The sequence below is a fragment of the Gordonia sp. WA4-43 genome (genome assembly GCF_020520305.1).
Lineage (GTDB): Bacteria > Actinomycetota > Actinomycetes > Mycobacteriales > Mycobacteriaceae > Gordonia > Gordonia hongkongensis.
The window spans coordinates 3,706,963-3,725,610 of record NZ_CP084736.1 but is presented as its reverse complement, the minus strand read 5'-3'; the positions used below and the strand labels follow the sequence as shown (position 1 = coordinate 3,725,610).

15 protein-coding genes are annotated in these 18,648 nt (G+C 65.6%); 9 read left to right on the top strand and 6 right to left on the bottom strand.

The window, feature by feature from the left end:
* The first annotated feature begins 170 nt into the window (after positions 1–170).
* Complete coding sequence (locus tag LEL84_RS16750; protein ID WP_065631194.1) at positions 171–689, top strand: OsmC family protein; 519 nt, start codon at positions 171–173, stop codon at positions 687–689.
* A 130-nt stretch (positions 690–819) separates the two neighbouring features.
* Here the strand turns inward: LEL84_RS16750 and LEL84_RS16745 are convergent, their stop codons facing one another.
* Entirely contained in the window at positions 820–1,365 is a 546-nt protein-coding gene (locus LEL84_RS16745) for a hypothetical protein (RefSeq protein WP_065631195.1), read from the bottom strand.
* A 180-nt stretch (positions 1,366–1,545) separates the two neighbouring features.
* Between LEL84_RS16745 and LEL84_RS16740 the strand changes: the two genes are divergently transcribed.
* Positions 1,546–2,271, top strand: a complete 726-nt coding sequence (locus LEL84_RS16740) for a GNAT family N-acetyltransferase (RefSeq protein WP_226512232.1) — start codon at positions 1,546–1,548, stop codon at positions 2,269–2,271.
* Positions 2,272–2,287: 16 nt separating this feature from the next.
* On the opposite strand, the gene LEL84_RS16735 is transcribed toward LEL84_RS16740, so the two are convergent.
* A complete protein-coding gene (locus tag LEL84_RS16735) occupies positions 2,288–3,217 on the bottom strand; it encodes a hypothetical protein (RefSeq protein ID WP_226512231.1) in 930 nt (309 codons plus the stop codon).
* A gap of 120 nt (positions 3,218–3,337) precedes the next feature.
* Between LEL84_RS16735 and LEL84_RS16730 the strand changes: the two genes are divergently transcribed.
* Positions 3,338–4,309, top strand: coding sequence for a hypothetical protein (locus tag LEL84_RS16730; protein WP_413466869.1), 972 nt, complete (start codon positions 3,338–3,340; stop codon positions 4,307–4,309).
* A 110-nt stretch (positions 4,310–4,419) separates the two neighbouring features.
* Here LEL84_RS16730 and LEL84_RS16725 read toward each other — a convergent pair whose 3' ends face one another.
* A complete protein-coding gene (locus tag LEL84_RS16725; RefSeq protein ID WP_226514335.1) occupies positions 4,420–6,024 on the bottom strand; it encodes an IS1182 family transposase in 1,605 nt (534 codons plus the stop codon).
* Positions 6,025–6,117: 93 nt separating this feature from the next.
* Complete coding sequence (locus LEL84_RS16720) at positions 6,118–9,486, bottom strand: DEAD/DEAH box helicase (protein ID WP_226512229.1); 3,369 nt, start codon at positions 9,484–9,486, stop codon at positions 6,118–6,120.
* A gap of 130 nt (positions 9,487–9,616) precedes the next feature.
* Here LEL84_RS16720 and LEL84_RS16715 point away from each other — a divergent pair, with 130 nt between their 5' ends.
* Complete coding sequence (locus LEL84_RS16715) at positions 9,617–11,401, top strand: DUF3556 domain-containing protein (RefSeq protein WP_226512228.1); 1,785 nt, start codon at positions 9,617–9,619, stop codon at positions 11,399–11,401.
* Positions 11,402–11,429: 28 nt separating this feature from the next.
* Here the strand turns inward: LEL84_RS16715 and LEL84_RS16710 are convergent, their stop codons facing one another.
* Positions 11,430–12,386 carry a DMT family transporter gene (locus LEL84_RS16710; protein ID WP_171011641.1) on the bottom strand — a complete coding sequence of 319 codons (957 nt, stop codon included), beginning with the start codon at positions 12,384–12,386 and terminating at the stop codon, positions 11,430–11,432.
* Between the two features lie 36 nt (positions 12,387–12,422).
* On the opposite strand from LEL84_RS16710, the gene LEL84_RS16705 reads away from it, so the two are divergent.
* From LEL84_RS16705 to LEL84_RS16690, 4 genes are all read left to right on the top strand, one after another.
* Positions 12,423–13,019, top strand: a complete 597-nt coding sequence (locus LEL84_RS16705) for a TetR/AcrR family transcriptional regulator (RefSeq protein ID WP_226512227.1) — start codon at positions 12,423–12,425, stop codon at positions 13,017–13,019.
* 101 nt (positions 13,020–13,120) lie between these two features.
* Positions 13,121–13,597, top strand: coding sequence for a hypothetical protein (locus LEL84_RS16700; protein WP_226512226.1), 477 nt, complete (start codon positions 13,121–13,123; stop codon positions 13,595–13,597).
* A gap of 73 nt (positions 13,598–13,670) precedes the next feature.
* Positions 13,671–15,407, top strand: coding sequence for a SulP family inorganic anion transporter (locus tag LEL84_RS16695; RefSeq protein ID WP_226512225.1), 1,737 nt, complete (start codon positions 13,671–13,673; stop codon positions 15,405–15,407).
* Positions 15,408–15,479: 72 nt separating this feature from the next.
* Complete coding sequence (locus LEL84_RS16690; RefSeq protein ID WP_226512224.1) at positions 15,480–16,985, top strand: sigma factor-like helix-turn-helix DNA-binding protein; 1,506 nt, start codon at positions 15,480–15,482, stop codon at positions 16,983–16,985.
* Between the two features lie 14 nt (positions 16,986–16,999).
* Here LEL84_RS16690 and LEL84_RS16685 read toward each other — a convergent pair whose 3' ends face one another.
* Positions 17,000–17,683, bottom strand: coding sequence for an AMP-binding protein (locus LEL84_RS16685; RefSeq protein ID WP_226512223.1), 684 nt, complete (start codon positions 17,681–17,683; stop codon positions 17,000–17,002).
* Positions 17,684–17,977: 294 nt separating this feature from the next.
* On the opposite strand from LEL84_RS16685, the gene LEL84_RS16680 reads away from it, so the two are divergent.
* Positions 17,978–18,646 (top strand): MspA family porin, encoded by a 669-nt coding sequence (locus LEL84_RS16680; RefSeq protein ID WP_068972621.1) that lies wholly within the window; start codon positions 17,978–17,980, stop codon positions 18,644–18,646.
* The last annotated feature ends 2 nt before the right edge of the window (positions 18,647–18,648 follow it).

The following is an 18,648-nucleotide window of genomic DNA, read 5'->3' as shown; positions in this document are numbered from 1 at the left end:
GTCTGGCCATCGAGTTGAGGTCTGGCGGTCGCGGGGGTACTGACCCCTGTGGTGCAGGATGCTCCTGGCTGCGACAACATCCAAGTGTTCCGCTCACGGTGATGCAGACTGTCGGCGTACTCAGCTGCGCCCGATAGCTTCGTCGGCAACCAGACCGTCGAAGGAGCACCATGACCGAGACCGCCACCCGCCTCAACGACGTGGACATAGACGCCGTCGGCCAATTGGTCGCAGCGATCCAAGGAGATGCGACCAAGGCACAGACAACGTGGGCCGCGCACGTCCGGTGGACCGGTTCGTTCGCATCCGAGGCCCGTATTCGAAACTTCCCGCCTGTGGCGTCAGATGAGCCCGCCGTCCTCGGTGGCGGCGACACGGCACCCAACCCGGTCGAGCAGTTGCTCGGCGCCCTGGGCAACTGCCTGGCTGTCGGCTATGCCGCGAACGCCACCACTGCGGGCATCGAACTAAAGGACCTGCGAATCGACCTGAAGGGCGACCTCGACCTGCACGTGTTCCTCGGCCTTGCAGAAGGTCACGCAGGCTTCGAATCCATCACCGCGAGAGTCACACTCGACTCCGACGCACCGCGCGAGAAGCTCGACGAACTACACGCCAAGGTCCGGGCCAGCTCACCTGTCGGACACACCCTCGGCAACGCGGTGCCAGTGGAGATCGTACTGACCTGAGGACTCCGAAGTTCTCGGACTCGGCGACCGTCTGGTCTACGAGTCGGCTATCGGATTCTCGCGTACCCAACCGGGCGCATCGTCATCCAGTGATCAAACGATCCAACTTCAGACTCTTGGGCTACACCACTTACCGTCTCATCGCCGCGAGGACATCCGAAGCTATCGAAAGGCCCTTCTCGGATTCGATGTTCGGGAAATCCTCGAGAACCTGTCTTCTGAATTCAATCAATTCGCTGTTGGCCTTGCGGCGCGGCGCCCCAGGCGGCAGTTGCGGCGCCATCGGAACGAACAGCGCAAGCAACATGACTACGAAACCGGTCCAGAACAGCGACATTGCGATCGACTCCATTGCAGCGTCGTCGGCTATCACTCCCGCGAGTCCGATACCGCTGCCGGTGAGAGCGAGGATCCCACCCGGAACGAACAGAAGAAGAAACCAACGGGCACGAACACGGGTGGAACTCAGTAGTGCGCCGCGCACGAGCACATCCCTGTACTGGTCGAGCCGAAGACGCAGGTTGCCTTCCGGCAGCTTCTCGCTGATCTCTATCAGCAGCATTATTCTCTCCCAGCTCCCCTTGGTAGCCATGTCGCCGCGCGCTTTCACAGTCACAGCAAGCGCGCCGATCAACGCAGTAGCCAATCCGCCGATCAGCGGTATCCATTCAGTCATATGTCGATACTCGCCCAGGGGTCCGACAAAGCCTCGACCTGACGTCCCCTTATCTGGCACCGAGACCTGGATGCGGGTCACGGTGCTGCGTGGGCCAGGACGCCCTGGGTTCGGCGGACGACCCTGAAGTGCGAAGACACCCGAGCACCGGCCCCCACCGCGCGGGCGTATCGTCACCGTGTGACCGACCGCATCACCGACGAACGAACATCCGAACATGGCGTCGCAGGTCACGCGATGCTCGAAAATCCGGCTCTCGCGGCCCTGACCGGACCGCATGCCCACTTCGCGCAGCGCCACGGTGCGGCCCTGCGGTACCACCCCGACGTATGCCCCATGGCGGCTCTGCCCGACTCCCCCACCGCGGAAGACTGGTCGGACGCCGCCCAACTCGTCGGTCCGGGTGGCTCCCTGTTCCTGCCGGTGGTCACGAATCGAGCTCCCGCCGAATGGGATACAACGATGGATCTGCCCGGCGTGCAGATGATCGACGCCGGACTCGACACTCGACCAGACGACGAAGCCGTGACACTGGCGCACGAGGATGTGCCCGAGATGACCGAGCTGGTCCGACTCACCCGCCCAGGCCCCTTCCGGCCGAGGACCATCGAGATGGGCACCTACGTCGGGATCCGACGCAACGGCCGCCTCATCGCGATGGGTGGCGAACGGTTGAGCCCACCGGGATACACCGAGATCAGCGCCGTGTGCACGGACCCCGACCATCGCGGCCTCGGACTCGCCTCACGACTCGTACTCGACCTGGCGCACCGCATCCGGGCACGCGGCGACATCCCGATCCTGCATGCTGATGCCCGCAACGTCGGCGCAATCCGACTGTACGAGCAGCTCGGCTTCGTCGTCCGCCGGGAAGTGCTGTTCCAGATCGCCACTGCCCCAGAGTGATCACGGTGCCAGAAGCCTACAGTCGATCGCGCCTCAGCGATTTCACCAGCGGCGCAATCTCATCGAGGTAGATCGAGGCCAGCACATCCGATTCGTCGGCCAGGTGCCGCACCCGATCGGCCTCTGCCCGATCCCATTCGGTGGCGACGGCGTGCTCGAAATCGTCGATCTCACCGACACGGTCGAGCCACGCTTGCTTCTCCTGGCGATGTTGAATCTGCGCGACGATCTGCTCGTACCCGGCGAACGCCTCGAGTCGCCGCACGAGTTCGTCGAGTCGCCCCGAAAGGAGGAACGATTTGTCGGCGAAGGTCGAGACCACTTCCGGGTCGGCGGCCAGGTGTCCCGACGGCGCCTCGCCGAGCAGCGCGAACTGGTCGCGAAGGCCGACGGCCGCGCTCGCGATTGCGGTGACCTCACTGCCCAGGTCGACGCGCACAAAGTGGCGATCGAAGAAGTCGAGACGCCACGCGGGTAGTTCACTGATGCGGTCGGCAACCGCCGCGGTCGTCCACGCGATCTGGCCTATCGGGTCGGATGCGAAGCGGTCGAGTGCGCCGGTGTCGGATCCGACGTCGATCCCCTCGGGCGACCGACCGCACCAGATGTCCAGGGCACGGAGCCTGAACCCGCCGGCACCGGCCTTCCCACCGTCAGTGGAATCGTCGTCCAGTCGCTCGCGGATTGCCTGACACGACTCCCAGCGTCGAGCCTGTGCGAGTCGAAGCGTGTCGGCGAGGTCGCCCAACGGATCCGTCGGGGAGTCCTGGGGTGCCCGCGCCGGGCCCGGGTTGCCCGACCGCAACCGTACCTCCGACCTCCGGGCGCGTCGGTCGTCGCGCATGCCCGAGAACATCGCCGAGAACGCGCCGATGGCCATTCCCATTAAGACGACGAGGGCCGCCGCCATGACCACCACGAAGACGGCAATCACGACGTACATCATCAATCCAGTACACCACGGTTGACGACGAGGTGGCCGATTCCTGTGCAGGACAGCGCACGCCTGAAGATGTCGGACCCCGTGCATACCCTCGAGCCACAACCGACTCCGTGGAGGTCCCCAATGCCCATGACCATCGACGACGACTGTTTAGACTTCGCATTCCCGGAGGTCCACGCCGAGGCCCGCCTGTCCATCGCAGTGCAGCGAACCCTGCGCGTCCCCGATGACCAGACCACATTCGGTCTACCGCCCGGGCTGGGACGCTTCCACCTCACGAACGCAGGCAGACTTCGAGGCCGGCATGCCGATTGGTCCGAGTCCGACACGCTGCTCCCCATGTGGCAGGCCGAGGCGGCATGGTTTCGCTTCACCTCCCCGACCGACTACCCGTTCCTCGTACGCATGTCTGTCGGCGGGATCGATGCGATCACCGGCGAGGATTTCGCGCAAACCGTGGACTTCGACGCCGAGGACTATTTCGAGGTACCCGAACAACCCTGGCTCGACGGTTTCCGCGTCGACGAGAGATCCGTCCGTCAGTTCGTCGCCATGCCACTCGGCTCCGGTTACACCGCCGCGGAGCAGCTCGTCGGGTCCGACGACGGCGCGATACGCATCCAGGTCACGCCCCTCCGCGCGTCGACATGGAACGAGCGCCTGGCTGCTCGACGCGCGACACCGGAGCCGCCGGCTGATCTCGGCACCCTGAACTTCTGTCCCGCACCTACATCCGACTTCGCGATGGGCCTCGGCGCGGGTGGGTCGATCACCCAGTCCATCGTCAGTCCGCTCGAGCCGCGCGAGAACTGGGCGGTGGGCGACACCGTCGAGGCGACCGTGCGGATCGTCAACAGTGACGCATGGCACGATCTCACCGGGTCCGCACCGCACCATGCTCCACCGACGATCACCGAGTACCAGCGATACGGTTATCCGTGGTTCGAGTGGTACGACGACTCGCTCGCCCGCCGCGGCGCGTCGAAGCTGTCGGGAGTGAAGACCATCAAGGAGATCGGTGACGGTCTGGGTCAGACACCGCTTCCGGACAATCCCAGCTTCGACCCACCTGAGCCGCACATCGTCGGGCCCTAGGAGCCTGCTGAATTAGGGTCCAGCCTGGGTTGAGGTTCCTGCTGCGGGGATGTGTCGGTTCCGGGGTGTGGTCGTGGTGATCGATCTAGGTGGGGCGGCGGTGCCGCGGTTCAGGCGGTGGCCAGTGTCCAGGTGCCGTTGGTGGTAGTCAGTCCGAGGGTGATCAGGCGGCGTAGGTTGATCGCGGCGGCGCGGTGGTGCAGCCAGTTGTTGTTGCGTTCGATTCCACGGTAGGGAACCCGCCGGTTACCGCGGGTGAGCCAGGCAATCGTCCGTTCGACCATGGGTCGATGCTGGCGGTAGGTGTCGGCAATAGTGTTGTCAGAGAAGTGTTGTCGGTGTTCGCGCTGGAGTTGGTGGTGTTCGCCGAAACTAATTTTGCGTCCACGAACCGCGGTGGTGCACCGTGCCCGAAGTGGGCAGTCTTGGCAGGCCGCACCGTAGGTGACGTGGCCTTTCGCGCTGACCGGTCGGGTCAGGTTGTTGGGGCAGGTCAATGTGTTCGCGTCGGCGTCGAAGGTGAAATCGTCGACGACGAAACCACCAGCAACCGCCGGCATGTGTGGCTTGGGTTTGATCACCGCGTTCCATCGTGTCCGCGCCAGCGTGGCCAGCATGTCACCGGAGGCATACGCTGAATCACCCCGCACCTCACGATCGTCGGCGTCGTCGGCGACGGTCGGATCGCTCAGCAACAACCGTGCCCCGACTGCTCCGTCGGAAGTGTCCGGACCAGCGGCTTTGGTCATCTCGATCGCGGTGACTAACCCGGTCTCCGGTTCATTGACGATGTGGCCCTTGAACCCGTCCTGCTGGCGTGCCCGGGTTTTGTGGGCGTGCCGGGTGTCGGTATCGACGGTGGAGATCACCCGGTCCGGGGCGGTCCGGGGCGCGATGCGCCAGCGTCCGTCGGTGCCATCAGAACCTGGTGCCGGTTCCACATCCTGGCCGGTCACCAATGCCAGCAATGCCACCGCCTGCGCCTGGGCCTGGTTACTCGGTTCCTTGTCGATGGCCTCGAGGTCCAGACCGTCGAGCACGGCCAACCCATCTTCGACAAGGGCGCTGATCAGGTCCTGTTGAGCACACTCATCATCCCAGGCGATCCGCGGCTTGCCGGGCCGGTCATAGCCGCCGCCGGTCAACGCGGCCAGACGAGTCGCACGCTGCTCGACCACCACCGCACCACCGTCGACCTCTCGGGCGACCCGCCGGATCGCCGCGATCACCTGGGTGACGGCGTCCTGGCGGGCCACCGCGTCATCGAAGATCGTCGAATCCAGCGCTCGACGGCTCTTACCCGCGAGCACCCCGGTGGTGGTGATGACCTCGCGTACCACCTCGAAAATGCGGTACGGCCGGTCGCTGGCTGCCAGTCGCCGACGCCAGTACGTCAGAGTCGACGGATGAAAACCTTTGTTACCCAACACGAATCCACACGCCGCTTTCCACCGCAGATCAAAAGTGACCGCATCAGCGGCTTCGCGATCGGACAAACCCTGCAGCGTTTGCAGCACGATCACCGACGCCATCGTGGCCGGCGGGATCGACGGACGGCCCCGGCCGCTGGGAAACAGGTCCGCGAACATCTCCGCAGGAAACAACTGCTCGCGACGAGCAGCCAAAAACGCGAACACACTGCCCTCGGCCAGCAAATGCCCGACGACCGAGTTCACATCCAGAAACTCACCCTGACGATCCGGCTCACCCTGCATACCCACCAGGATCCCAGCCCACCAGGCAAACCCGCTCACCCCACACCGAAACGACACCGACTATTTCAGCAGTCTCCTAGGCGGCTTCGCTCGTCAGCCCCCCGGCGTGGTCCCGCCGAGCAACTCGCGGATGTCATCGGCGCCGATGGCGGCGCCGAAAAGGTCACCATCGTCGACGACGGCGTCGAACAGGTCGCGCTTACGTTGTTGCAGCGCAACCACTTTCTCTTCGATCGTGTTCGCCGACACCAGGCGATAGACCGTGACCGGACGAGTCTGACCGATGCGATGGGCGCGGTCCACGGCCTGGGCCTCGGCCGCCGGGTTCCACCACGGATCACACACGAAGCAGTAGTCCGCCTCGGTCAGGTTCAGCCCGAAACCGCCCGCCTTGAGACTGATCAGGAACACCTTCGACGCCCCGCTCGTGAACTGCTTGATCGCCGCAGTGCGCCGACGCGCGGTCATCGATCCGTCGAGGTAGCTGTATTCGACTCCGGCATCGTCGAGGGCGCGTTCGACCAATCGGAGGAAACCGGTGAACTGGCTGAAGATCAGGGCGGAATGACCTTCGGCGATGAGCTCGGGAATCTGCTCGACGAGGAACTCGATCTTGGCGGAGTCGATGTCGGTGTGCTTCTCGTCGACGAGCCCGGCGTGCAGGCTCAGTTGCCGGAGCATGGTGAGCGATCGGAAGATCTGGAACCGGTTGCCGTCGAAGTCGTCGAGCAGGCCGAGCACGCTCTGCCGCTCCCGAGTGAGGCGCGTCTGATACAGCTTGTCGTGCTTCGCGTTCAGGCTGATCGACAGTACCTGTTCCTGCTTGGCGGGCAGGTCTGTGGCAACCTGATGCTTCGTGCGCCGCAGCATGATCGGACGGATCCGTCGTCGTAGCAACGCCAACCGCCCGGGCTCCGTGCCACTTTCGATCGGCTTGCGGAAGTACGACGTGAAGGTCTTCGCCGACGGGAACAGACCCGGCACGGTCAACGCCATCAGCGACCACAGCTCCATCAGGTTGTTCTCCAGCGGCGTGCCGGTGATCGCGATCTTGACCTCGGCATCAAGACGGCGAGCGCACTGATGAGCTTTGCTGGCGTGGTTCTTGACGAACTGTGCCTCGTCGAGAAACACGGCCGTCCAACTGACCGATGCGAATTCGTCGATCCCGATGCGCATCAGCGCGTATGAGGTGACGATCAGTTGCGCTCCCGCGATACGATCGGCGAACGCGATCTTCGCCCGTCCGCTCGTCTCGGTCACCGTTGCAATCCTCAGACCTGGTACGAACCGTTCTGCTTCGACCGCCCAGTTCGAGATCACGCTCGTCGGTGCGACCACGAGAAAGCGAGCCTGCGGTTCCTCCTCGATGACCTTCGCAATCAGCGCGAGGGACTGGAGGGTCTTGCCCAGCCCCATGTCGTCGGCGAGCACTCCGCCGATTCTGTTCTCCCACAGGAAGTTCAGCCAGTCGAGGCCGGCCCTCTGATAGTCACGCAAGTCCGCACGCAGCCCGGTCGGCACCGGACAAGGCGCCGGCGGTGTCGCGGCGGCCAGACGACGCAACTGCTCGCGCCACTTCGTGAGATCGTCGTCGGCCGTCCCGAGTTCGAGCAGCTCGTCCCACAGAGTGGCGTTGTGCGTATCCCGGCGGACCCGCCCGCGGTCGAGTTCACCCAGTGCGCGGGCCTCGGCCACCAGTTCGGCCAGGCGTTGCAGCTCCGGGGTGTCGAGCACGAAATAGGCCCCGTCGGGCAACAGCATGTGTGTCGCTCCGTTCGACAACGCCGTCAGCACCTGGTGCAGCGGCACCGCGACGCCGTCGACCTCGACGGTGATCGACAGGCCGAGCCAGTCGTTGTCATCGGACCGTTCGGCACCGAAACCGATCTCGGGGACGACCTCGGCGGCACGGTAGTCGGGGAGCTCGCCGACGATCTCCACCTCGATCCCGTCAGCCCGCAGCTCCGGGGCGACCTCGGTGACGAACCGCGCAGTGTCGACGGGCGAGTAACGGTAGCGGCGGGTCAGGAGCGCAACCGATGCCGATGCGAGAGCCTCGTCGCGACTCATCTCGGCGAGTTCCGGATCGTCTGCGAACTTGCTGCCCGGAAATCCGGCGACCTGAATCTGCCATCGATCACACACCCGAGCCGCAGCTTCGAGGTGGCCACGGAGTTGCTTCCACAGGCGACGTTCGGCCACGTCGTCACCGAACCCAGAGCTCTGCCCGGACGGGAAGAATCGTCTGCTCCCGTTCACGCGGTAGACGACACCCCACTCGAGGTGCGCGCCGCCATCGTCGGCGACCCGAAGCGTGACTGCCGCGTCGGGACCGGTGATCTCGGGTCGGGTCACGGCGCCATCGGCCACGGTCACGGACATCCGACCGGCGAGGTCGGGGAGGACCTCGTCGGCGAACTCCGCGATGTCGGTATCGGGAATCCTGATCGTCCCGGCGTCGAGCAGTGCCCGGAGGGCTTTCGACGTCCCGTCGTCGACGAGCGGCGCCAGGAACATCGTGCCGCCTCGTACCAGGCTCGCTCCGTGAGGTACCGAGCCGAACAGCATCAAAGCGTCATCCGCAGACGGCCCGACGGTCGGGAAGTCGACACCGCCGGACACCACGAGACCCTCGTCGTCGCGATCGACGGTCAACGCGGCCGACGCGGGTGGAAGCAACTCGACCTTTTTCGCGCCCGTCGACTTGTGCGCCACCAGTACGACACCATCGTCGACCGCCGCCCGTAGAGCGGTCCAGATCTCGGCGGACGCCTGGTCCAATCGGTGAACCTGGGAGGTCCCGTACAGGTGTTTGTCCCCGGCGCAAAGGTGGACGGCACGGACTCGTGCCAGGTGAACGGGGTCGAAGTGCTCAGCCGGATGGTCGGTGGTGGACCTGTAGTACTCGGTCACATGTCCCGGCTCGATGGAACTCCACGTGATCCCCGTGCGTACCCAGTTGCCCTTCTTGCCGGGGGTCACCAGGCGCAATGTCACCGTCTTCAGGCTCATCCACTCGGGATCGTCGATCTCGACGAGCAGTCCGATGGGAGCCGATCCCGGCTCTTTCGGGGTGGCACCGGCGACGAGGTCACCCAGCAAAGCCCGCCACGGCTCCGACGCATGCCTCACGCCTCGAGGCGACGCATTGAGGAGCCCAGCACGCATCACCCCCAGCGCCAGACCAACGGCGTGCTTGCAGGCCTCCCCGACCGGACAGTCGCATTCAGTGAAGTCGACCACGCACTGGCGGGTGTCGTCGACGAACCCGACCTCGAGGTAGTACAAGTCGCCGCTCGAACCGACGCAGGTCCCGGCCGCCGACATCAATGCCGGGTCCCAGCTCTCGAGAGCTACGCGCCCCTGCCGTGCGTAAGCGGCACCTCGGCTGATCGTGGCGTCGTCGAAACCCACGAACAGGCCCGACTCCGCGGGCGATAACTGATCGAACGCTGCCACACGACGAGGCTAGGCGATTCTGCCGGCGGCGGGACCCAACGTCTGCACCGCATCGGATGTCATCCACGTTTCTCCACAGCGTCACCGAATCAGCACCAAGCAAGCACTTGGTTTGTTAGGTTCTCGGTCGATGGGATTCCTGAAGCAGACCACGCCGGAGATCGACTTCCCGACCTGGAGTCAGGGCACGCGCGCGGAGAAGATCGAGCCGATGGCGCGGCACTGGGCCGAGGTCGGGTTCGGGACGCCGGTGGCGCTGCACCTGTTCTATGTGGGCAAGATCCTCCTCTACGTGCTTGTCGGCTGGGTCATCGTGATCAGCACACCCGGGATCGACGGCTTCTTCGACGTCGCCGACTGGTACAACGAGCCGATCGTCTTCCAGAAGATCGTGCTGTACACGATGCTGTTCGAGGTCGTCGGTCTGGGATGCGGGTTCGGTCCGCTGAACAACCGGTTCTTCCCGCCGCTGGGTTCGATCCTCTACTGGCTACGTCCGAAGACGATCCGGCAGCCACCATGGCCGCGGATCCCGTTGACTGCCGGTGATTCCCGTAACCCGGTCGACGTCATCCTCTATGGCGCCCTGCTCGCCTTGCTGGTCATAGCGCTGTTCAGTCCGGGTAGCGGCGCGATCCCGGAGCTGGACACCACCGTCGGCGTCCTCCCCAACTGGCAGATCTGGGCCGTCCTGGGTGTGCTCGCGGCGATCGGCCTGCGTGACAAGACCGTCTTCCTCGCGGCGCGCGGTGAGGTCTACGGCGCGTTCACCGTGGCGTTCCTCTTCAGCGGGGTCGACATGATCATCGCCGCGAAGCTGGTCTTCCTCTGCATCTGGCTCGGGGCAGCGACGTCGAAGTTGAACAAGCACTTCCCCTTCGTCATCGCGACGATGATGTCCAACAACCCGATCTGGCGTTCCCCGAAGATCAAACGGAAGTTTTTCGAGGACTTTCCCGACGACCTGCGGCCGGGCCGTCGATCACGATGGATCGCGCACTTCTCCACTGCGGTCGAAGGACTCGTGCCGCTCGTCCTGTTCTTCTCCCACGGCGGGTGGGTGACCGCGGTGGCGGCGACGATCATGCTGATCTTCCATTTCGGCATCTTGTCGTCGATCCCGATGGGCGTCCCGCTGGAGTGGAACGTCTTCATGATGTTCGGCATCCTGGCGATCTTCGTGGGACACCCCGACATCGGACTCGCCGATCTCCAATCCCCCTGGCCGATAGTGCTCTTCGCAGTGTCCGCCGGTACGGTGATCGTCGGAAACCTGATGCCGCGGAAGGTTTCGTTCCTACCGGGCATGCGCTACTACGCCGGGAACTGGGACACCGGCCTGTGGTGCATCAAGCCGTCCGCGTCGGCGAAGATCGAACAGGGCATCGTCGCCATCGCGTCGATGCCGGCCGCGCAGCTCGAACGCTTCTACGGCAGTCCCGAAGCGGCCCAGATCCCTCTCTACATGGGATACGCGTTCCGCTCGTTCAACAGTCACGGTCGGGCGCTGTTCACGTTGGCGCACCGAGCGATGGCCGGCGCCGGAAGCGGAGCGAGCGGGCCGGATGAGAACGGCGTCGCGGAGTCGGAGTATGTACTGACCGACGGCGAACGAATCTGCAGCACAGCGATGGGATGGAACTTCGGCGACGGGCATCTCTCCAACGAGCAGCTCATCGAATCCTTGCAGCGGCGTTGTCATTTCGAGCCCGGGGAGGTCCGGATCGTACTGCTCGACGCGCAGCCGATCCACCGTCAGACGCAGGAGTACCGCCTCGTCGACCCGGCGGTCGGCGAGTTCGAACGCGGCTACGTGCGCGTTGCGGATCTCGTCACCCGGCAACCGTGGGACGACCAGGTTCCCGTCACGGTGACCTGGCGCGCCGACGACGGCCGGGCAGATCCCACCGGGTGAGTCGGGGCGATTGGGTCCGCCAGGCGGATCACAATGCCCCCACAGCTTCAGCAGCCCGGCGCCGGTCACGCACCTTGGTCGACGACTCCGCCCGATTCACGACCCAGGTGGCGCCACCGGCCATGGCAAGCCCGAGAGCCGTTGCCCAGCCGAAGGGTTCGCCGTACATAGCGGTGCCCCACACCGCGGTGACGGGCGGCATCAGGAACATCAGCGTGTTCACCGAGGTGACGCCGGACCGTCGTAGAAGTATCCAGTACAGCCCGTAACCGCCGAGCGTCGACAGGATCGACAGCCAGGCGATCGCCAGCCAGAAGGTGCGGTCGGCCGGCGGCACCGCCACCCCCGCGAGAAGGCCTGCCGCGGTGAAGATCACCGCGGAGACGCCGCAGTGGATCGCCAGGATGATCATGGGTGACGGCGGGTCGACGACGCGTCGTTCGCAGAAAGTGGCGGCAACCAGCGCGGCCATACCGAGCAGCGGGACGAGATACGCCCACCACGGCGCGTCCGCGGATGACGTCGCGTCCGACCAGGTGACCAGTACAACCCCGGCCGCCCCGACGAGCAGACCCCACCACTGTCGTCGGTGGGTGACCGCCCCGAGCAACGGACCTGCCAGTGCGGCGACGACGAGCGGTTGGACACCGTCGATGAGTGCGGTCGTCCCGGTGCTGACGCCGAGAGCGATCGCCCAGTACACCGTGACCGTGTAGCCGGCTTGCGAGAGCGCACCGATGACGACCTGGGAACCGACCGCTCGCCCGGACATCGGCGCGAGGCCACGCCGACGCCACCGGAAGTACACCGCGGCCCCGAGTACGACCGCGACCACCAGGAATCGCCACATGAGGACCGTGAGCACCGGCGCCTCACCCGCGCCCAGCTTCGCGCCGATGAAACCCGACGACCAACAGACGACGAACACCGCCGACATGACAACTGTCACCCATCGCGCAGGTATACCGATCTGTGAAGTTCGCATGCCGACGACCTTACCGATCGGTGTAGTCTTTGTCATGTGACTGCCGAGACCACACTCTCGACCGTGGAGTGGACACCCAAGGCCCGACTCATCCTCGACGCGGCCTCGGCACTGTTCTACGAACACGGCATCCACGCGGTCGGTGTCGACTCCATCGCGGCAGCCGCGGGCGTCACGAAACGCACGCTCTACGACCGCTTCGGCTCCAAGGAGCAACTGGTCGTCGAGTATCTGCGTGCCCGCAACGCCGCCTGGCAAGAGTTCCTCCGGTCCCGCCTGGACGCCGCCGATGCGTCGCCGAGCGCACAACTCGCGGCGATCTTCGACGCCACGCGGGACTGGTCGGAGGACCGCGGCCACAAGGGCTGCGCAATGATCAACGCGCACGCCGAGATCAGCGATCCCGGGCATCCCGCGTTCTCGATCATCGTCGGACAGAAGCACGAGCTCCAGGACCTCTTCACCTCGATCGCGACGAAGGCCGGCGTGCCCGACTCGCACACATTGGCACAGCGACTGTTCATCCTCCATGAGGGCGCGCTGGTGACCGCCGGGATGGGGGTCGAGCCGGGAGCTCTCGACGCGGCACGCGACTTCGCACTCGAGACCTTCGACGGCCAGCAGTCGAATTGACGAACTCTTAGCGCCCGGATGCGTTCCGCAGCAACATGATGCGGAGTAGATCTGATGCGGTGACCTTGTTCGACATACTGCCCTCTCTGAAAGGCGTCACCGTGACCAGATCGTTCGACACCGCGACGTGGGGAACACCGTTACGCACCGTCGGACCGGACGTCGTCGCCGGCGACCTGTCCCTCCGCACCGAATCGCTGCACCGCAAGATCGCGTTCTACCTCGATGCCGACGGCGAGCCCGTCTGCCAATCCCTGTGCCCGACCGGGGTGTGGTTCCCGACGCTGGTCACCCGGGTCACGTCTGCGATCGTCGCCCGGGAACGCGTCGTCGTCCATGTCGACGCCGCCCTCCCGCTTCACTCCGCACTGCTCGATGTCGCTTTCCCGGGGACTCATCTGGCGGGTGCGACCATGGTCGACATCACCGTCGTCGACCTGTCCCGGCATCGTCGCACCCTGCACGCCGAAGCCCCCGCGCATCTCACGGTCACCGGCACCATCGCCCTGGCCCTGTCGCCCGTGATCCCGCCGCGGACAACGGACCCGCGACACGCCCCCCGGGCGGTCACCGCCTGACACAATCGCAAACGGCACGACAACTACTGGGCAAAGAGAGGCCGAAACCGCCGCCAGGGCTCATAATCGCCTGATGCAACCGGAAACGGTCTCACGATTCCTGCCCGGACTGGGAGTGCTCCGCAGCTACGAGCGGTCATGGCTGAAGGGTGACATCGTCGCCGGGATCGTCCTGACGGCGTTGCTCATTCCCGCCGGCATGGGGTACGCCGAAGTCGCCGGGTTGCCACCGGTCACCGGTCTCTACGCAACGGTCATACCGCTGCTCGTCTACGCCGTCGTCGGACCGTCCCGCATCTTGGTCCTCGGCCCCGACTCGTCGCTCGCCCCGATCATCGCGGCGTCGATCATTCCGCTCGCAGCATTCGACGCCGAGCGCATCGCTTTGGCCGGCGTACTCGCCATCGAGGTCGGTCTGGTGCTGCTGATCGGCGGCCTCCTCCGGCTCGGCTTCGTCACCGACCTGCTGTCCAAACCCATCCGCATCGGCTACCTCAACGGGATCGCACTGGTCGTGGTGCTCAGCCAGTTGCCGAAACTGTTGGGCTTCAGCGTCGACGGTGACTCGGTCATCCAGGAGGCGATCAACATCGTCAAGGGTGTCGCGTCCGGGGAGGCCGAACTGCTGCCGACGGTCATCGGGGTGTCGTGCCTGGTCCTGATCTTCGCACTCAAGTTCTGGCGCAAAGCCATTCCGGGAGTCCTGGTCGCCGTGGTGGCCTCGATCATCGCAGTCGCGGTCTTCGGCTGGTCCGATGACCTGCCGGTCGTCGGAGCGATGCCCCGCGGATTCCCGTCGCCGTCCCTGGAAGGCGTGACCCTCGACGACGTCATCAGCCTGATCGGCCCGGCCGTCGGTATCGCGCTGATCGCGTTCGCGGACACCAGCGTGCTGTCGCGAACATTCGCCGCGCGTGCGGGTGACCAGGTCAACGGCAGCCAGGAGATGGCGGCCATCGGCACCGCGAACATCGCCACCGGCTTCCTGAGCGGCTTCGCGATCTCGGCGTCGTCCTCCCGCACCCCGGTGGCCGAACAGGCCGGCGCCAAATCCCAACTCGCCGCGGTCGTCGGGGCGCTTCTGATCGTCGTGTTCATCTTCGTCGCACCGGGAGTCACCGCCTACCTTCCGTCAGCAGCGCTGGCCGCCGTCGTGATCGCCGCGGCCATCTCGCTGATCGACATCTCCGGCGTGGTGGCGCTGTTCCGCGCAAACTGGGTCGAGGGTGCGCTGTCGATCGCCGCGTTCCTCGGTGTCGCGCTGATCGGTGTCCTGCAGGGCATCCTGGTTGCGATCGGCCTGTCGTTCATCGCCTTCGTGAATCTCGCGTGGCGACCGTACCGGACGGAGTTGGGGCGGGTTCCGGGACTGCGCGGCTACCACGATGTGACCCGCCATCCCGAGGCCGAACGCATCGACGGTGTGCTCATCATCCGATTCGACGCCCCGTTGTTCTTCGCCAACGGCGGCATGTTCGACGACTACGTCCGAGGCAAAGTCCGCGAGGCGAGAACAGCGGGGCGAGAGCTCCACACCGTGATCATCGCCGCCGAGCCCATCGTCGACATCGACGCCACCGCTGTCGACGAACTCGTCGAACTCGACGATTACCTCCGCACCCACGACATCGAACTCGTCTTCGCGGAGATGAAAGATCCGGTGCGGGACAAACTCCGGCGGTACGACTTGCGTGTCGACGGGAGGCCTCGCTTCGACGACTCGCGTTTCGCGCCCACGACGGGAGCGAAGATCGACGAGATCACCGGGCAACTCCGTCGGGACATCGAACCGTCGGACGGTCAGGCCTGAGTCCCGCGCGGGTAGCCTTTGTTGTCACTGCCGACCGGCGACCCGCCACCGTCCGCTGAGGAACTGCCACCGATGACCGCGTCCCCGAATGTGCCACCGACGGCCGGGCGATCGGGCACCGAGGCAGCGGCGAAAGCCGCCATCGCCGACTTCGAGGCGGGGCTCTCGGACCGGGACCGTCGAGTACTGACCGAGCGCATCTACGCCCTGCACCCACGGACGCAATCCGAGGTGGCCGAGCTCCTCGGATCGTCCCGCGAGCGAGTCACCCAGATCGACCGCTCACTGCGTCGGCGACTCGCCTCCGTGGTCGGCACGACACCCCCGCTGGCCGAAGTGTCCACCGCGATCCATCGTGCGACCGCCCCGATCGCCGACGCCGTCCGGCTCGTTGCCGACGTACCGATCGCCGGGGCCCTCGTCGGCGTTGACGACGCACCTTGCTGGCGCGTGGTGGCCAGGGCCTCCGGCCTGCGCACGACCGAGGACTGGATCATCCGGGGCACGTTGCGCGCCGTCGCCAAGCTCACGAAGACGGTCGCCGACGGCGCCGCCGACACCGGCGGGCTGGTTCCGGTCGACGCCGTCGCCGCCGGCCTCAGCCTGACCCGCGCGTCCGGCGCACGATGGTTGCGTCGCACGGGATACGCGGTGCTCGGTGACCACGCGATCGCGATGACCTCGTCGACGGGTGACGTCGTCGCCGCTGTGCTCGGAGAAAGCGGCGCACCACTGACCTTCGGCGAGATCGTCGACGCCATGCGACCGATTCCCCGCGCACAGGCCAGCATCCGTAACGCCATCACCTCGGACGCCCGCATCGTCAAGACCGATCGCACCCGCTACGGCCTCGCCGAGTGGGGGCTTCGCCGGTACGAGCCGGTGCATCTGCAGATCGATGCGATTCTCTCCGACCACGACGGCGCCGCACCCATCGACGACGTCATCGCGACGATCCAGGGCCGACACGAGGTCAGCGACACCACGATCCGTGCGTACGCAGGCGCCGGCGAATTCCAGATTCGCGACGGCATCGTCACCCGACGCGAACGACCACATCGGCCGCGGCGGACGCCGGGACGAACGCGCGGACTGTACCGCGAAGACGACGTCGTGCACTGGTCGACGACGATCACTCCCGCGCAGTGTCGCGGAACGGGTTTCAACATACCCAGCGCACTCGCCGGCCTTCTCGGCATCGGCCCCGGTTCACCGGTCACACTCGAGACCGAGCTGGGCACACAGGCTTTCACGTGGGCATCGGTTCAGGCACGGACCGGCTCGATCAAGCGGTTCATCGATGAGCTCGAACTGGAACCGGGTACGCCCGTGTTCCTCGACTTCGGGCCGCACACCTTCGCCGTTCGACGGGCCGAGCACGCAACCGCGTTGTCCGCCGCGGACATCCTGACCCGGATCGGGCGGCGGCCAGCCCGGCTCACCCGAACCCGACTCATCCAGGTTCTCGCCGAATCACTCTGGTTGCCATCGAAATCCGGCATCGACGAGGTCGTCGAGCTCCTCCGCAGGCGTCGCGAGACCGACCTCTCGGACCGGGTCGCGGGCGCACTGCGCTGAGCATCGGGCATCGGTCAGCGAGTGCTCGGGGCACCCCAGTGGGGCTCGCCGTACGGGGCGTCGACCGCGACGCATGCGCCGGCCGACGCGCAGGCGAGGATCCGGACCATGGTGTCGCGAGTACCGAGATCGCCTTCGAAAGACACATACTCGCCACGACGCAGCCCGACGTCCGCCACCATCCGCTCCGCTTCGGCGATGAGTTGGCCTGTGGCGGCTTGTGGTCCGTGTCCGAGGTCGACGAGGCCGCCCTCGTTCCGGAGCATGTCCGCCGTCCGGAGTGCAGCGAGGACGAACTCGTCGCCGACGCGGTACATCTGACGACAGTGTTTTCGGGGCACGGCGGCTTCGACCAGATCCTCGACCTCGATGCATTGATCGACATGAGCGAGCACGAAACCGATCTCGCACGAATGTGCCGGTTCGCTCGATGGGCCGAGGGCGATCGGAACCGTGACGGCGTCGATCTCCAGCAAGGAATGCCAGGCGAGCACGAATTCCCAGCCCGTGCGGATCACGAGACCCACCCGACTGCCCGCGCGGACCCCGCAGGAGACCAGTTGTTCGGCCGTCCATTCCACGGACTCGTAGAACCGTTCGAAGTCGATGACGGCGTCACCGGTGTGCACCGCGGGCAGCGAGCCATGGGTGTCGTGGGCGCCGCTCAGCAGCGAACATGAAGCCGACGTCGAACTCACACATCCCCGTATGCGTAGCGAGTTCGTCTGCCGTGCAGCCGAACTCGTAGAACGCGCGGGCGACTCCACCGTCTCGCACCGGCATGAGACCCTCGCCTTGCGGAGGTTAGGCTACCTTTACCAAGCGGGTCGGTGTCAACCCCCCGTACATAGTTTTTCACTCATCTCGCATTTAGGGTACGTTCACCTACGATCCCACCCTGCCGCAGCTGTCGGGTCTCCCCCTGCGATGAGTCCCGACGTTCATGCGACACCCCGTTTCTGAACGGGTACATGACACGAGGAGAGCACGAGATGACACAACGAACCCTGCGGGCCGTCGGACTGTCCGCACTCATCGGCGGATCGGTGACTGCCGCGCTGCTCGCCGGCGCCGCGTCGGCGGGCGCAGACACATTCGTCCGGCTTCCGGGCGGCACCGCGAAAGGTGAGGGCGTCCAGATCGTCCGATCCGAGGAGAGCGCGCGGGTCTCGACGTCGATGGCCGCCAACGGCGTGTCCAGAACCACCTGGGTCAGCGGCCAGATCACCTTGTACGCACCGAATCTCAAACCCGCGAAGGCAGGACCGAGCGTCGGCGCGGCCGGCGAGACAACCCTGCCCGGAAGCAACGGAACCGCCACGAACGGCGCCGCCGCCACCCTTTCCACCGGCTACATCATCGGGTGCCAGGTGAACATCAAGGGCCTGCAGGGCGGTCTGTCCGGATCGTTGACCCCGACCGCCCCCTCCCTGTCGGGGACCCTGACCGTCCCGCTGGCCGCCGGCGACGTCACGTTCGTGGTGTTGAACACCAAGAACATCGAGAAGGCCGGTACCTATCACCTCGGTTACGACGACGCGCAGATCGACGTGCAGAACTGCGGCGGTTACGCCCAGGCGCGAGCATTCACCACGATCGAGACCACCGGCGAGGTGCACCAGAAGGTGAACCTCTACGGCAAGCCGTTCTCCATCGGCTGACC

Bases quoted from the DNA above. Each gene is read 5' to 3' on its own strand.
- LEL84_RS16725 (WP_226514335.1), bottom strand. From the start codon at position 6,024: ATGCAGGGTGAGCCGGATCGTCAGGGTGAGTTTCTGGATGTGAACTCG.
- LEL84_RS16715 (WP_226512228.1), top strand. From the start codon at position 9,617: ATGGGATTCCTGAAGCAGACCACGCCGGAGATCGACTTCCCGACCTGG.
- LEL84_RS16695 (WP_226512225.1), top strand. From the start codon at position 13,671: ATGCAACCGGAAACGGTCTCACGATTCCTGCCCGGACTGGGAGTGCTC.
- LEL84_RS16710 (WP_171011641.1), bottom strand. From the start codon at position 12,386: ATGCGAACTTCACAGATCGGTATACCTGCGCGATGGGTGACAGTTGTC.
- LEL84_RS16745 (WP_065631195.1), bottom strand. From the start codon at position 1,365: ATGACTGAATGGATACCGCTGATCGGCGGATTGGCTACTGCGTTGATC.
- LEL84_RS16735 (WP_226512231.1), bottom strand. From the start codon at position 3,217: ATGATGTACGTCGTGATTGCCGTCTTCGTGGTGGTCATGGCGGCGGCC.
- LEL84_RS16730 (WP_413466869.1), top strand. From the start codon at position 3,338: ATGCCCATGACCATCGACGACGACTGTTTAGACTTCGCATTCCCGGAG.
- LEL84_RS16690 (WP_226512224.1), top strand. From the start codon at position 15,480: ATGACCGCGTCCCCGAATGTGCCACCGACGGCCGGGCGATCGGGCACC.
- LEL84_RS16750 (WP_065631194.1), top strand. From the start codon at position 171: ATGACCGAGACCGCCACCCGCCTCAACGACGTGGACATAGACGCCGTC.
- LEL84_RS16680 (WP_068972621.1), top strand. From the start codon at position 17,978: ATGACACAACGAACCCTGCGGGCCGTCGGACTGTCCGCACTCATCGGC.